This window comes from Lederbergia sp. B243.17, assembly GCF_057657925.1.
Genome location: NZ_JBWBKF010000024.1, coordinates 1 through 13,101 on the forward strand (window position 1 = coordinate 1; position 13,101 = coordinate 13,101).

General features: G+C 50.2%; 11 protein-coding genes. All 11 read right to left on the reverse strand.

Going from position 1 to position 13,101, the window contains the following annotated elements; genetic code table 11:
• Window positions 1-245: 245 nt before the first annotated feature.
• The 11 genes from glnA to AC0TWI_RS03115 all read right to left on the reverse strand — a co-directional run bounded on the left by glnA (window position 246) and on the right by AC0TWI_RS03115 (window position 13,089).
• A complete protein-coding gene (glnA, locus tag AC0TWI_RS03065) occupies window positions 246-1,580 on the reverse strand; it encodes a type I glutamate--ammonia ligase (protein ID WP_488124866.1) in 1,335 nt (444 codons plus the stop codon).
• A 107-nt stretch (window positions 1,581-1,687) separates the two neighbouring features.
• Window positions 1,688-2,959 (reverse strand): methionine gamma-lyase family protein, encoded by a 1,272-nt coding sequence (locus AC0TWI_RS03070; RefSeq protein WP_488124867.1) that lies wholly within the window; start codon window positions 2,957-2,959, stop codon window positions 1,688-1,690.
• A gap of 27 nt (window positions 2,960-2,986) precedes the next feature.
• The gene (gene hflX, locus AC0TWI_RS03075) at window positions 2,987-4,225 is read right to left on the reverse strand and encodes a GTPase HflX (RefSeq protein ID WP_488124910.1); all 1,239 of its coding nucleotides are present in this window, start codon (window positions 4,223-4,225) and stop codon (window positions 2,987-2,989) included.
• A 106-nt stretch (window positions 4,226-4,331) separates the two neighbouring features.
• Window positions 4,332-5,273 (reverse strand): stage V sporulation protein K, encoded by a 942-nt coding sequence (gene spoVK, locus AC0TWI_RS03080; RefSeq protein WP_488124868.1) that lies wholly within the window; start codon window positions 5,271-5,273, stop codon window positions 4,332-4,334.
• 527 nt (window positions 5,274-5,800) lie between these two features.
• A complete protein-coding gene (locus tag AC0TWI_RS03085) occupies window positions 5,801-6,895 on the reverse strand; it encodes a GNAT family N-acetyltransferase (protein WP_488124869.1) in 1,095 nt (364 codons plus the stop codon).
• A 13-nt stretch (window positions 6,896-6,908) separates the two neighbouring features.
• Entirely contained in the window at window positions 6,909-7,889 is a 981-nt protein-coding gene (locus AC0TWI_RS03090) for a Gfo/Idh/MocA family protein (RefSeq protein WP_488124870.1), read from the reverse strand.
• The gene (locus tag AC0TWI_RS03095) at window positions 7,886-8,557 is read right to left on the reverse strand and encodes a hypothetical protein (protein ID WP_488124871.1); all 672 of its coding nucleotides are present in this window, start codon (window positions 8,555-8,557) and stop codon (window positions 7,886-7,888) included. The genes AC0TWI_RS03090 and AC0TWI_RS03095 overlap by 4 nt, the downstream gene beginning before the upstream one ends.
• A gap of 3 nt (window positions 8,558-8,560) precedes the next feature.
• The gene (locus AC0TWI_RS03100) at window positions 8,561-9,403 is read right to left on the reverse strand and encodes a sugar phosphate isomerase/epimerase family protein (protein ID WP_488124872.1); all 843 of its coding nucleotides are present in this window, start codon (window positions 9,401-9,403) and stop codon (window positions 8,561-8,563) included.
• Window positions 9,400-11,016: an FAD-dependent oxidoreductase gene (locus AC0TWI_RS03105; protein ID WP_488124873.1), complete on the reverse strand. Its 1,617-nt coding sequence runs from the start codon at window positions 11,014-11,016 to the stop codon at window positions 9,400-9,402. The genes AC0TWI_RS03100 and AC0TWI_RS03105 overlap by 4 nt, the downstream gene beginning before the upstream one ends.
• Complete coding sequence (locus AC0TWI_RS03110; protein ID WP_488124874.1) at window positions 11,016-12,068, reverse strand: Gfo/Idh/MocA family protein; 1,053 nt, start codon at window positions 12,066-12,068, stop codon at window positions 11,016-11,018. The genes AC0TWI_RS03105 and AC0TWI_RS03110 overlap by 1 nt, the downstream gene beginning before the upstream one ends.
• A 25-nt stretch (window positions 12,069-12,093) precedes the next feature.
• Window positions 12,094-13,089, reverse strand: coding sequence for a zinc-dependent alcohol dehydrogenase (locus AC0TWI_RS03115; RefSeq protein WP_488124875.1), 996 nt, complete (start codon window positions 13,087-13,089; stop codon window positions 12,094-12,096).
• Between the last annotated feature and the right edge of the window lie 12 nt (window positions 13,090-13,101).

Here is a 13,101-nt window from a genome sequence, read left to right on the forward strand (position 1 = left end):
ATTCGCGTTAATGGCCGTGAACTTACGTAAGTTTACGGCCAACACAGCAAGTGGATCCTAAATTTATAAATAACAAAAAGAGAAAGGTGAAATTGACTCGCTCAATTTCACCTTTCTCTTGGTTAGAGACTAGTTATGTCCCAGCCTCATTTTAAAAGATTTTTTATGGGGTACTATTGGGGTAGCGCGGATGAATAGACTAATTCCATTGGTCACCCCACCCCGAAACACTTACTCCCTCTAGCTTAGTACTGTCTCATATACTGTTCCCGTTCCCAAGGATGTACTTGGGTCCTAAACATATCCCATTCGATTTCTTTCGCTTCGATGAAGTTTTCGAAAATGTGCTTGCCGAGTCCGGATTTGATGACTTCATCCTGCTGCAGCAGTTCGAGTGCTTCGTGAAGGTTAGACGGCAAGTCGATGACGCCTTCTTCGAGTCGCTCTGCTTTGTTCATCGCATAGATGTTGCGGTCGACCGGATGCGGAGGTGTCAATTGGTCTTCGATACCGCTCAGTCCGGCTTTCAGAAGGACGGCCATTGCCAAGTATGGGTTGGCGGTCGGGTCGACGCTGCGCACCTCGATTCTTGTGCTCAGGCCGCGGGATGATGGAATCCTGACAAGCGGGCTCCGGTTTTGTGCGGACCAAGCGATGTAGCATGGAGCCTCATAGCCTGGTACGAGCCGCTTGTATGAATTCACAGTCGGATTTGTGATTGCTGTGAATCCTGGTGCGTGCTTGATGACGCCGGCCATGAACTGGTACGCCGTTTCGCTCATTTCCAGGTTGCCGTTCGGGTCGTAGAATGCATTCTCTCCCCCGTTGAATAGGGACATATTGAAGTGCATGCCGGATCCGGCGACACCGAAGAGCGGCTTCGGCATGAATGTTGCATGGAGGCCATGCTTACGCGCGACTGTTTTGACGACGAGTTTAAACGTCTGGATATGGTCGCAGGCAGTGACGGCATCGGCATATTTAAAATCGATTTCATGCTGTCCTGGTGCTTCTTCATGATGGGAGGCTTCGATTTCAAAGCCCATTTCCTCAAGTTCAAGGACGATATCACGGCGGCAGTTTTCACCAAGATCGGTTGGAGCAAGGTCAAAATAACCGCCGTTGTCATTCAGATCCAAAGTCGGCTCACCATTTACATCCAGCTTGAACAGGAAAAATTCCGGCTCAGGTCCGAGATTGAAATGTGTGAAGCCATGTCCTTCCATTTCTTTCAATACTTTTTTCAAGTTGCTGCGCGGATCTCCGGCAAACGGCTTATGGTCAGCATCATAGACGTCGCAGATGAGACGTGCCACTTTGCCTTTTTCAGCAGTCCACGGAAAAATGACCCACGTGTCAAGGTCCGGATACAAGTACATGTCCGATTCTTCAATCCGGACAAACCCTTCAATCGATGACCCGTCAAACATCATTTTATTGTCGAGGGCTTTGCCTAACTGGCTGATCGGGATTTCCACATTCTTAATCGTGCCAAGAATGTCGGTAAATTGCAGCCGGACAAACTTTACATTTTGTTCCTCAGCCAATTGCGTAATGCTTTCTTTCGTAAACATGCCCATTGTTCCAAAGTCCTCCCATATAAAAATCATATTTTAACTTCACTATTTTACAAGAAAAATTGTAAAAAAGACAGCTGGAAATAGCTGCCCTCATATTACATATTAACTTAATCGATGGTAATTAAACCTTTATCCAGTAATCTTATTGCGGCAGAAGTGATGGCAATTTTTACATGGGCATAGGTCAGGCCCCCTTGGACGTAAGCCGAAAAGGGCGGTCGGATCGGTCCGTCGGCTGATAGTTCGATGCTTGCTCCTTGGATAAATGCGCCTGCCGCCATGATGACCGGGTCCTGATACCCTGGCATTGCCCACGGCTCTGGCGTCACATAAGAATCGACCGGTGATGCCGCCTGGATTGCCTGGCAGAAAGCGATCATCATCTCGGCGTTCGGGAAGCGGACTTCCTGGATCAGATCGGTTCGGTTTGCGTCCCATGCAGGGTTTGACTGCATGCCGATCCTCTCAAGGAATGCGGCGGTAAAGACGGCGCCTTTTAATGCCTGGCCAGTCACATGAGGCGCAAGGAAAAAGCCCTGGTACATTTCGAGCAGGCTGTATAGAGAGGCACCCGCCTCAGCACCGATGCCCGGCGAAGTCATCCGGTATGCACACTGCTCCACCCATTTTTCCTTGCCGACGATGTAGCCGCCGGTTTTGACGATACCGCCGCCCGGATTTTTGATCAGCGAGCCGGCGATCAAGTCTGCCCCTACATGGCAAGGCTCCCGGTCTTCGACAAACTCGCCGTAGCAATTGTCGACGAATACAACGGTTTCTGGATTTATTTCCTTCACAAAGCGGATCATTTCCTCGATTTCAGAAATGGTGAACGACGGACGGCTTGCATATCCTTTCGACCGCTGGATTCCCACCATCTTCGTGTTCGGCTTCAACTTGTTCTCGATTCCGGCAAAATCGACCTTTCCTTCTGCTGTAAGGTCCACGTGGTCGTAGCTGATTCCGAAGTTACGGAGCGACCCTGTTTCTTTTCCGCTGCTGCCGATTACATCGTCTAATGTGTCATATGGTTTTCCCGTAATGTAGAGCAGCTCATCCCCCGGGCGGAGTACGCCAAAAAGTGAAATCGTGATTGCATGCGTTCCGGAGATGATCTGCGGGCGGACGAGCCCTGCCTCTCCGCCGAACACTTCGGCATAAATGCTTTCAAGTGTGTCGCGGCCGCCATCGTCATAGCCATAGCCTGTGGACGGTGTGAAATGGGTGTCGCTCACTTTATGCTTCTGAAAGCTTACAAGCACGCGAAGCTGATTCTTTTCGATCATCCGGTCAATTTTTCTGTGGACCGGCGCAATTTTTTCTTCAATTTCTTCAATGATCGGCTCAAGGACCGCCATTTGTTCTTCCTTAAATAACATTCGTTTCCAAACCCCTTCTGCTTCCGTTCAAATTTGGTACAAGTGGAGCGAGCCTGTGACCGGATGGTCTTTCAATACGTACCCTTTGCATTGATACGCTTCCTGCTCCTCCAAAAAAACAAGCTCCCGCATGATTGTATCACTTTTCAGCACGGAGAGCAGGCGGCCTTCTTCCGCCGGCACCCGGACGTGATAATATTCCATTAAGGATGTTGCCGTATCTTCGATTTTCTTTTTTAGCTTCACCCGGTCTTCTTCATCAAAAGCACTGATTTGGATCGACTCACCAGGCCCTTGGACAAACTCCGGATGGACGCTGTCCCTCTTGTTGTATACAGTCAGCTGAGGGATGTTGTCCATCTCCAGCTCCTTCAGCAGCCCATTCACCGTTTTTTCATGGTTGGCATAGTCCGGATTCGAGCTGTCGACCACATGCAATATCAGATCCGCCCCCTTCACTTCCTCAAGTGTCGAGCGGAAGGCTGCGATCAGTGCGGTCGGCAGTTCCTGGATGAACCCGACCGTATCGGTAAGAAGCGCGCCATAGCCGCTTGGCAAGATGAGCCTTCTCGTCATCGGATCAAGTGTGGCGAACAATTTATCCTCTTCATAAGACTCCGCTGTGGACAGCCGGTTAAAAAGAGTTGATTTACCCGCGTTCGTATAGCCGGCAATCGCAATCTGGAATGCTGTGTTGCGCTTTCTTCTTTCCCGGTATCTTTCCCGGTGGCGGACGACTGTGTCGAGCTGGCGCTTAATTTCGTCAATTCGGCGGCGGATGTGGCGGCGGTCAGACTCGAGCTTCGTCTCCCCCGGCCCCCTCGTGCCAATTCCACCCCCAAGCCTGGAGAGCTCTGTCCCCTGGCCAGCCAGGCGCGGAAGGAGATACTGGAGCTGAGCAAGCTCTACCTGTAGCTTTCCTTCTTTTGAACGGGCCCGCACGGCAAAAATATCGAGAATGAGCTGGGTCCTGTCGAGTACCCTCGCTTTTAAGGCATCCTGGAGATTTTTCAGCTGGCCGGGTGTAAGTTCATCGTTAAAAATGATCACATCTGGCTCCAGTTCCTCTTCAAGATGCTGGAGCTCTTCTAATTTTCCTTTTCCGATATAGGTTCCGCCGTGAAGCTTCTCCAATTTCTGTGTCAGCCTGCACACGACGGTTCCGTTTGCCGTTCCTGTCAGCGATTCCAATTCGTCCATCGAATAGTGAAAACGCTCGTCGGCATCCTGCTGAAGCTGACAGCCGACAAGTATCGCTTTTTCCATTTCTGCTCCCACAACATCGCCTCTTTCCTGATCTACTATGTACCCATCATAGCAGAAAGATTCTCTGTAAGTGAAATGCGGCAATCGGATGATCGCCGCAATTTTGTTATTTTTGGTTAGGAAAACGCAAATCCTCCGGAAGAAGTGACGTCAGCTGTGTGCGGTTAAGATGTGGTTCCTTTAGCAGCCGCATTGCTTGGGCCCGGATTGTTTTTTCAATTACATTGCGCACATACCGCCCATTGGAAAAACTCGGTAACTGTTGTGCTTTCATATGCTGCAGATGGTCTTTAAGCCTTGTCTCAGCCTCGTTTGATAGAACGTATTCTTTTTCGTCTAGCATTCCGCGGCCAATTTCCATCAATTCGTCTGCCGAATAGTCCTTGAAATCGAATACGAGCGGAAAGCGGGAATGAAGACCTGGATTGAGTTTCAGGAAGTTTTCCATTTCTCGAGAATATCCGGCAAGGATTAGGATGAAATCGTTCTGTTTGTCTTCCATATGTTTTACAAGTGTATCAATCGCTTCTTTCCCAAAATCCTTTTCTCCTCCGCGGCCTAATGAGTATGCTTCATCGACGAAAAGAATGCCGCCTGTCGCTTTTTTGATGAGGTCTCGAGTTTTTTGGGCCGTATGCCCGATGTATTCACCGACGAGATCTGCCCGCTCGGCTTCGATCAAGTGGCCCTTCGGCAGCACCTCCATTTTTTGGAACAGCTTGCCGATCAGCCGTGCTACCGTTGTCTTGCCTGTGCCGGGATTTCCCTTGAACATCATATGGAGTACTTGCCGGCCCGGCTTTAGCCCGGCTTCCTCCCGCTTTTTATTAATATAAATCCATGCATACACTTCCTGCATCGTCCTTTTAATCTCTTGCATCCCGACGAGCGCCGATAGCTCTGCCTCAATTTCCTTTAAGATTGCATGCTCCCCCGCTAGCGACGCCGGTAGCCCTTCCTTCTGAAGAGTCCGCACTTTCTCCCGCTTATCGACGTTCAGCATAATACTGATCTGCCCATTATTCTTCATCCGAATCGGCTCACTCAAATTCCCTCACCCCACATTCCCCAACAGTATACGCCCACACCCCAAAAATGGTGCCCAATCGGAGTCTGAACCTCCGCCATTAAACGGCGTTACTCCGTTAACAGAGTGCAGGGTCACACCCTCTATTATTATAAGTATATTCGGGCGGCAAGGGCTTGATTCACTTTGGCATGCGAGAGGGCGGATAGGATTACGCTGCATGCTAAACAAATAGGAAACCAAATAGAACGTAGCATACGACACTATGGCATTAAGCAGCGATTTAATTATTATGTATAGGAAAGAAAAAGAGTCTCTGGATCGAGGCTGAAGTCCTTTATGCTATTTTAGTAGTCAGCACATCAAATATGTCGTCGCAGCAAAAAGTGTTCCGCTTCCCATCTCGCACGCTGCCGTTATTATACCCGCTGATATCCCAGTGATCGATTTCACAAAACTAACCTAACGGCATGTCTGTCCTAGCGAATTTCACAGTCCCGGTTAAACAATACGTAAAAAAGAGCGGTTTAAACCGCTCTTTTCAATCATCAAGCATAATGCAATGTTTCCGTGCTCGGCAGCGGTACCGGGAAGATTTCGGCAAACGGTCCGTCCGCAGAGCCCTCTGTGAATAGGACATCGATGAATTTTTCCATCGACAACATCTTATCGCTCCCCTTGTATGTAAGGTGGATTTCCTCTCCATCCGTCCGAACCGAAAGTTCCTCTTCCACGTGCCCATCCTTCGTCATTAAATACGGCATCAGCTGCTGGATGAGCCGTTCGGCGTCTACCACATAAACGGTCCCTCCATTGCGAATGTCTTCAGCCTGGGCTCCGATTTCATCATTCAGCTCATCGTCCCATGGTACTTTCAATTCAATCTTTCCTGCAATCTCTTCATCTAGCAAATCATTCAGAATGGCTGAAACCGCCTTCCTGTCTCCGCCCCACTCCAGCACGATCGCTTCCTGCTTTGTGCTGTTTTCATCAGGGATACCGGCGACTACGTAGCCGACATTCTTTCCGCCCGCCTCGGCAACGAACACCCGCTGGTTCAGCTTAAAGATACTCGCATAGCCGCTTGCCTTCAATAGCGTATTCCATTCCCAAATACTCGTTTCGTAGCGTACTTCGTTCTTTTCATTCAACGTCAAGATTGAGAATATGTCCTCTTTCGTCCCCTCCCTTGTCTCGCCGTTAAATTCATTCCGCTTCTCCTGGTCCGCCGCCTCCAGCAGATATTTTTTTCTACTTCCGAAATAATGGCAATTGTTTCGGCGATAAAGCCCGCGATCACCCGAGATGAACAGAAGGGCAGCTTCAGCCTTGTCAATGTATTGATACAATTCCTTCAGCATTGCCGTCGAAATGCCCTGGCCCCTGTATGCTTCATCTGTTGCCACGGATCCGAGCGAAAAAACGTTTAAAACCGCTTCACCGATTCTCACTCTTGATGGCGCAAGGCCGATGAAAGATACCAGCTGAGATCCGTCAAAGGCACCGTAAGACTGGCTTAAATACGGAGAGAAAACTTGCGGGAACGCTTCTCCCATGGAGGAATGTCCTTCTTTCCGAAATGTTTTATCCGACAGGCGGATGGCCTGCTGAAACTCGCTGCCTTGCACTCTCCGGATTTCCATTGAGATTCCCCCTTTACTTTTTCAAACTGACCGGCCTTTTCTTTTCTTCAGACTCGTATGCAGCAAGCCCGGCTTCCAGTGCCTTCAATCCATCAAAACCCGTAATCGACGGCTCACGGCCCTCTTCGATGCATTGGACGAAATCACGAATGAGCCCAAAATCCATATCAGCGCCGTACATTACATGGGAGAGCGATTTTGATCCGCTCTCGAACATCCGGAAATACTCACCGAACGCATCAGCCTTCGCCCGGCCTTTCGTGCCGATCACCTCGATAGCCGCGTCTCCCCAAACCGGGTATTCAGCGAAGCGTGACCAGCTCGCATCATGTGCAGCAATGACGCCCCCTTCAAATTCCAGCGTGAGAATGCCGGCATCATCCACTTCGATATCATGGAAAAAAGAATCGACATGCGCCTCGACTTCCGTTATTTCCTTCCCGAGGAACCAGCGCATGATGTCAACCATATGGACTGTATGATCCAGTACGGCCCCGCCTCCTGACAAATCCTTCTCTATGAACCAGCCGCCAGGGTTTTGGCCGCGGTTCGTCGTGCGGAAAGCGATGATCTCGCCCAACTCCCCGGCATCAATCCTTTTTTTCAAGGAAGCGATCGGTGCGCTGAAGCGGACCGGAAAAGCGATCTGCAAAATGACACCGTTTTCCTCACAAGTCCGGATGATTTCCACTCCATCCTCGATTGTCGTCGCAATTGGTTTTTCGCAAAGGATATGCTTTTTCGCCTCAGCAGCCTTCACCGCCATCTCCTTGTGCTTGTTGTTCTCGCTGCAAATGATGACCGCATCCATCTCTGTTGCTAAAAATGCGTCCATGTCGGAAAAATAGACGGTACCGTATTGCTCCGCCGCCTTTTGCCCGCGTTCCGCATCATCATCAAAAATCCCGGCAAGCTCGACATTTTGCAGCTTCTTCAAGCTGTCAGCATAGCTGTAGGCATGCATATGAGCAAAACTCATCATTCCGATTTTCATTCTGCTCCACCTCCTCTGATCCATCCCAAGATCCGCTGCCACTCGTCCACCCATTCCTTGTCCGCTTTCCGGCCGGCCGCAACGATCGATTCGGCTGTATAAAAAAACGGCGAAAAACCGAGCTCAGTACTGCTGAATTCAATAATTCTCCGCACTCCGCTCCATTCCAGCTCAATTTCTTCCTCACCGGAAACGGTATATTCAAGATGGGCCAATACACCTTCGCCAAATACCGCAGTAATAATCAAATGCTGCGGTTCCATGCCGGCTTTCGAACGTTTGGCACTCACTTTCCGCAGCTCGCCTAAAAATCCCGCCAGCGCCAACATATCACTAGCCGCCCGTTTATCAACGTCCTCGCAGTGACCGATCCTTCTCAGGCGGAAGACTCCTTTCGGCTGTGCCGCTTTGACGATCTCCTCTTTGATCTTCTGAAAAAAAGGATAGCTTTCCAGCTCCGAATAGACATAAACCTCTCCGCCATCCTCTGCCTTTTGGACTGGGATGTAAACGCGCGCGCCCTCAAGTTTGGATCCTTTCCAGTCTTTTAGGGAAAGAAGCGATGTTTTTCCATCTGCCGCCTCTTCAATTGCTTTTATTTCCTCAAGTTCCGCAAGCGTACCCGTAAAATCGATCTGTCCCGGATCCGCAACTATGATGTCTGCCAAACTTCATCCCTCCTGCAAAATTAATTTCCGCAACCGGCTGACCGCTTCTTCGTTAGCCGCCTTCGCATCTTCAAACCCCTCATATTCAATGGAAAGCCAGCCTGTATATCCGTTTTTTTTCAGTCCTCCGACGATCGCAGCAAGGTCGACCATTCCATCACCAGGAACGGTGCCGATCAGTTCCATTCCCTCCGTTGATCGGAAGCCATCTTTTTCATCCTGTGCGTTCTTTTTCCGAAAATCCTTAAAATGCACGTGCACAATCTCTTCTTTCAAGCGTTCAAAGGCTGCCGTCGGTTCTTCATGAACAAGCAGAAAATTGCCCGTATCAAACGTTGATTTTACATAGGGGCTTGCGACATTGCGGATAATTTCTTCAACCTGTTCGCTTTTACCCGCAAGCAGGCCGTGATTTTCAATTGCCAGATAAACCTTCGCTTTTTCAGCCTCCACTGCACAAGCTTTCAATCCTTCGACGATCCAATCCTGACCGTCCTCATAGGTAAGCCCGTCCGAGAGGTCACCGCAGAACACCCGGACAATATTCGTTCCGAGCTTTTTTGCCGTTCGGATGCCCGCTATGACCTTCTCCGCTTCCTCATTCCGTTCTTCCGCATTTTCTTTGACAAAATTATTGGATACATCATAGGCGGAAACAGTGAGCCCCTTTTTTTCGAGCAGAGGGAGCACCTCAGCAATTTCCCGCTCCTCCTCTTTCCAGTACATATCGAGCAGCTCGACCCCTTCAAGGCCGATACTTGCTGCATAATTGATAAAATCGGCAATAGACCAGCTTTCCTTCTCAATCGCAGATGCAAGGCTGTACATGCTAACGCTTACCTTCATTGTATGCCCCCTTCCTGGACAGCCGCCGCAGGAGCAGAGACATCATCCCTATCCTGATAAAATTCAGCTGGCCATTCTAGTTCAAATCCGTCTTTCCGCAACTTCTGTTGAAATGCTTGCAGATACTCTGCATTGCCTCTTACCTCTTTTGGCTCTAGTCCGTTTTTCAGGCAGAAAGCGGCAAGTGCCCCGCACGCTTCACCTATATTCCATTCAACCGGGTGAAGCCGGTAACAGCCGTTCGTAATATGGGTCGTGCCGATGTTTTTATTCCCAGCGAGGACATTGTCCATCTCTTTCGGTAAAAGCGCACCGAGCGGAATGTGGAAAGGCAATGCCTCTATATCAAGATACGTCCTGCCAGACATGCTTGGATGCAGATCGATGCTGTACGAGCCGATGCCGACAGAGTCTTCATAAATTTTACCGGTCTTTCCCGGCTGGTACGCGGGCGATACGTCCTGCTCACAAATTGTATACTCCGCTAAAATCCTCCTAGATTCACGGATATACGGCGCTTTGGCAAGACCGTCTTCCGTACCGAGAACGTCCGGCCTGAGCTTCAGTCCCGGATACCCCTTCCCACCGTCGGGCCGAGGCGCTTCAGTCTGCAGCCAATAAAAGAGCGAGAGGCTGAGCTGCCTTGCCCCGTATAGATGTCGCTCCTTTTCTTCAGGCTGTACATCGTAAATATTCCCGATGAAATAATCATTCATCGGCCAATTCATCAAGCTGACGTCTCCTGCAGCAAAAGCACTTTCAAACTGGGAAGCGTCATAGATCCGCCGGTATTCCCAAAGCGGAAAACCGGTCTCTTCCCGGAAAAGCGTATATTCCCGCTTTTCTTTCGTAATCGGGTGCGGAGCATAAAAGCTCAAATACAGGTCAGGCCAGATGTCTGGATGAAACGCTTTCCAAAATCCATACATATCAGGCCGCTCGATCGTATGGTCTTCCCCTGGCCGGTACTCCATCGCCAGCACATGGGTAAACGCCTGAATATCACCGGAATCCGACATTTCGAGGGCATGGGGTTCTCCGGTTTCCGCTTTCGCTTCTGCCCCCTTCCGGTAGGCGAGACCGGCCAGCGGCAGAAGGTCCCCCGCCTCCGTTGCGTCTATAAAATAAGAGGCGGACACTGCCCTTTCCTCGCCTGTGTCCAAATGGGCGAGCTGGACGACCCGCAAGTGGCTGCCGGCTCTTTCAGCCGATACCAGGACTGTCTTATAAAGAATCGTCAGCTGCCCCGTTAGTTGATAAGGTAAGAGCATTTCCTCCAATACGCTCAACGAAACGCGCGGGTCATGGCATATGTTCGAGACAAGGCCGTTGCCCGGGTTGAAAGGTTCTCCGGCGTGACGGATGTTCATTGTCCTCACATATGTCTCTCTCACCCTGTTCCGATAATCCCTGTACCTGCTCGTGCAGCCGAATTGCTCGATCCATTGGTGCTCATCGGGAGGAACAGCCTGGGATGTCACCTGCCCGCCGATCCAGTCTGTTTCTTCTGTCATTACAACCGTCAATCCTTCTGCACATGCAGCCATCGCTGCTGCACAGCCGCCGAAACCGCCGCCAGCAATCAACACATCCGCCTTCAGCACCGTTGCCATTACAGTTGCACTTCCTTGCCTGTTCTGGCAGATTGATAGACAGCATTCAACATCCTCATTACCTGTACCCCGTCTTCAACAGGGGCGATCGTTTCCTTGCCATCAAGGCAGCAGCCGACAAAATGATCGATTTCATTTCTGAAGGCTTTTTCAAAGTCAAAGCTTAAGCTATCAATCTGCGGAGTCATATTCAAGATTGTATTATGCTTCTCCGTAACAAAAGAAAGCTCAGGCTCAATTTCCGCACCGCCCTTATCACCGTAAAGCTTGACATACAGCTCGTCTTCCTTCGCATGAAGGGTGAAGCTGACATCAACGATCAAAGAGGCACCGTTTTCAAAGCGGATCATCGCATTTGTCAGGTCTTCCACATCATTCAGATCAGGATCATAGTCGGCAGCTTTATAAAATGAGAGATTTTCAATATGGCTTCGGTTTCCGAGCTTTTTATACGTATTGCCGCTCACTGACACAGGGCGCGGTTTTCCCATCAGATACCAGCAAATGTCGATCATATGTACTCCAAGATCGATCAGCGGGCCCCCGCCGGACTTAGAAATGTCACTGAACCAGCCGCCGGGATTGCCGAGTCTTCTTGTGCAGGATGTTTTGGCGTAATAGATTTCTCCGAGATCGCCGCTGTCAATAAAGGTTTTCAGGAGCTTCGCATTGTCCCCATGCCTGCGGACGAATCCGACCTGGAGCACCTTGCCCGACTTTTTCTGGGCTTCCTCTATCGCAAGCGCTTCCTCGACTGTTGTACTCAGCGGCTTTTCGACGAGTACGTGCTTCCCTGCCTCGAGCGCAGCAATTGCAATTTCCGCATGGCTGTTGTTCCATGTGCAAATGCTGACCGCGTCAATGTCTTCATTCCCGAGCAATTCACGATAGTCGCTGTAAAGCGTCCCCACTCCGTACAGTTCGCCTTTCTCCTTCAGCCTGCTTTCATTTGCATCGGAGAGGGCCACTAAGCTTACGCGCTCGTTCTCCAAATACGGTTTAATATGAAACTCTGATATCGATCCGACGCCAATGACACCAACCTTCAACATTGCACTCTCTCCCTTCCTTTACTCCTCAAAATTTGATCAGTTCTGTAAGCTTTGCGGTATCTTTGTTCCGGAGAGCTTCATAATGAGCCGGCGCATCTTCAAAAGGCACACTGTCGCCAAGCAACGGTTTCACATTAATCCGCCCTTCACTTACAAGCCGGATGTATTCAGCGATATTCCGCCCTTCCGTCCAGCGCACAAAACCGTACGGATAGTCGATCGCCTGCCGCTCATAAACCGGATCGTAACGGCCCGGGCCTCCGGCTCTTGAAATAAGGATTTGCGCTTCTTTGGCAAACATCAGGCTGCGTGGAAACAGAGGCTCGATATCGCCGACGATGACCGCTTTCCCTTTGTCGCGGATCCATTTGAGACACTCGTCTGTAAGCGGCGACTTTTTCCCGCCAGCACAGAGGAGGACCGCATCTGCGCCGTAGCCATCTGTTCCTTCTTCGATTGCTGTTTCCATTTCGTGCTGTGAAGAATAGGAGCGGATATTCTGTTCTGTCAGCATAGCGGCCCGTTCTTCACTCGGATCAAAGGCGATAACACGATAACCTGCCGCGTCACAAATTTTGGCGATCATTTGTCCAAGCAGCCCGAGCCCGGCAATAACGACTGTTTCTCCGAATTGGAGTCGGGCCGTTCTCACCGCATGGATGGCAATAGAGCCGATTCCGGCAAGTGCCGCTTCTTCAGGCTCCACATTATGCGGCACCTTCGCATACAAAGTCTTTGGAACGAGCAAATACTCCCCGTGATGCGTATAGGGAGCTCCGTAGCAGGCGACAAGATCACCTGCCGCCGTATCTTCAATTTCGCTGCCGCATTCCACGACCCTTCCCATTGCACTATACCCAAGCGCAATCGGCGTTTCCTTGCTCGCCCCGATCATCCCAAGCTCTGTTCCCGGTGAAATGACCGAGTACATCGTCTCCACCAAAATATAGGATGGCAGGATTTCAGGTCTCTCCTCTTCCGAAATAGTTACTTTGCCGTTTTTGGCGATAATTTTTCGCAATGGACCTTCCCC

Bases quoted from the DNA above. Each gene is read 5' to 3' on its own strand.
- AC0TWI_RS03090 (WP_488124870.1), bottom strand. From the start codon at position 7,889: ATGAAAATCGGAATGATGAGTTTTGCTCATATGCATGCCTACAGCTAT.
- AC0TWI_RS03100 (WP_488124872.1), bottom strand. From the start codon at position 9,403: ATGAAGGTAAGCGTTAGCATGTACAGCCTTGCATCTGCGATTGAGAAG.
- glnA (WP_488124866.1), bottom strand. From the start codon at position 1,580: ATGGGCATGTTTACGAAAGAAAGCATTACGCAATTGGCTGAGGAACAA.
- AC0TWI_RS03085 (WP_488124869.1), bottom strand. From the start codon at position 6,895: ATGGAAATCCGGAGAGTGCAAGGCAGCGAGTTTCAGCAGGCCATCCGC.
- AC0TWI_RS03110 (WP_488124874.1), bottom strand. From the start codon at position 12,068: ATGTTGAAGGTTGGTGTCATTGGCGTCGGATCGATATCAGAGTTTCAT.
- AC0TWI_RS03070 (WP_488124867.1), bottom strand. From the start codon at position 2,959: ATGTTATTTAAGGAAGAACAAATGGCGGTCCTTGAGCCGATCATTGAA.
- hflX (WP_488124910.1), bottom strand. From the start codon at position 4,225: ATGGAAAAAGCGATACTTGTCGGCTGTCAGCTTCAGCAGGATGCCGAC.
- AC0TWI_RS03105 (WP_488124873.1), bottom strand. From the start codon at position 11,016: ATGGCAACGGTGCTGAAGGCGGATGTGTTGATTGCTGGCGGCGGTTTC.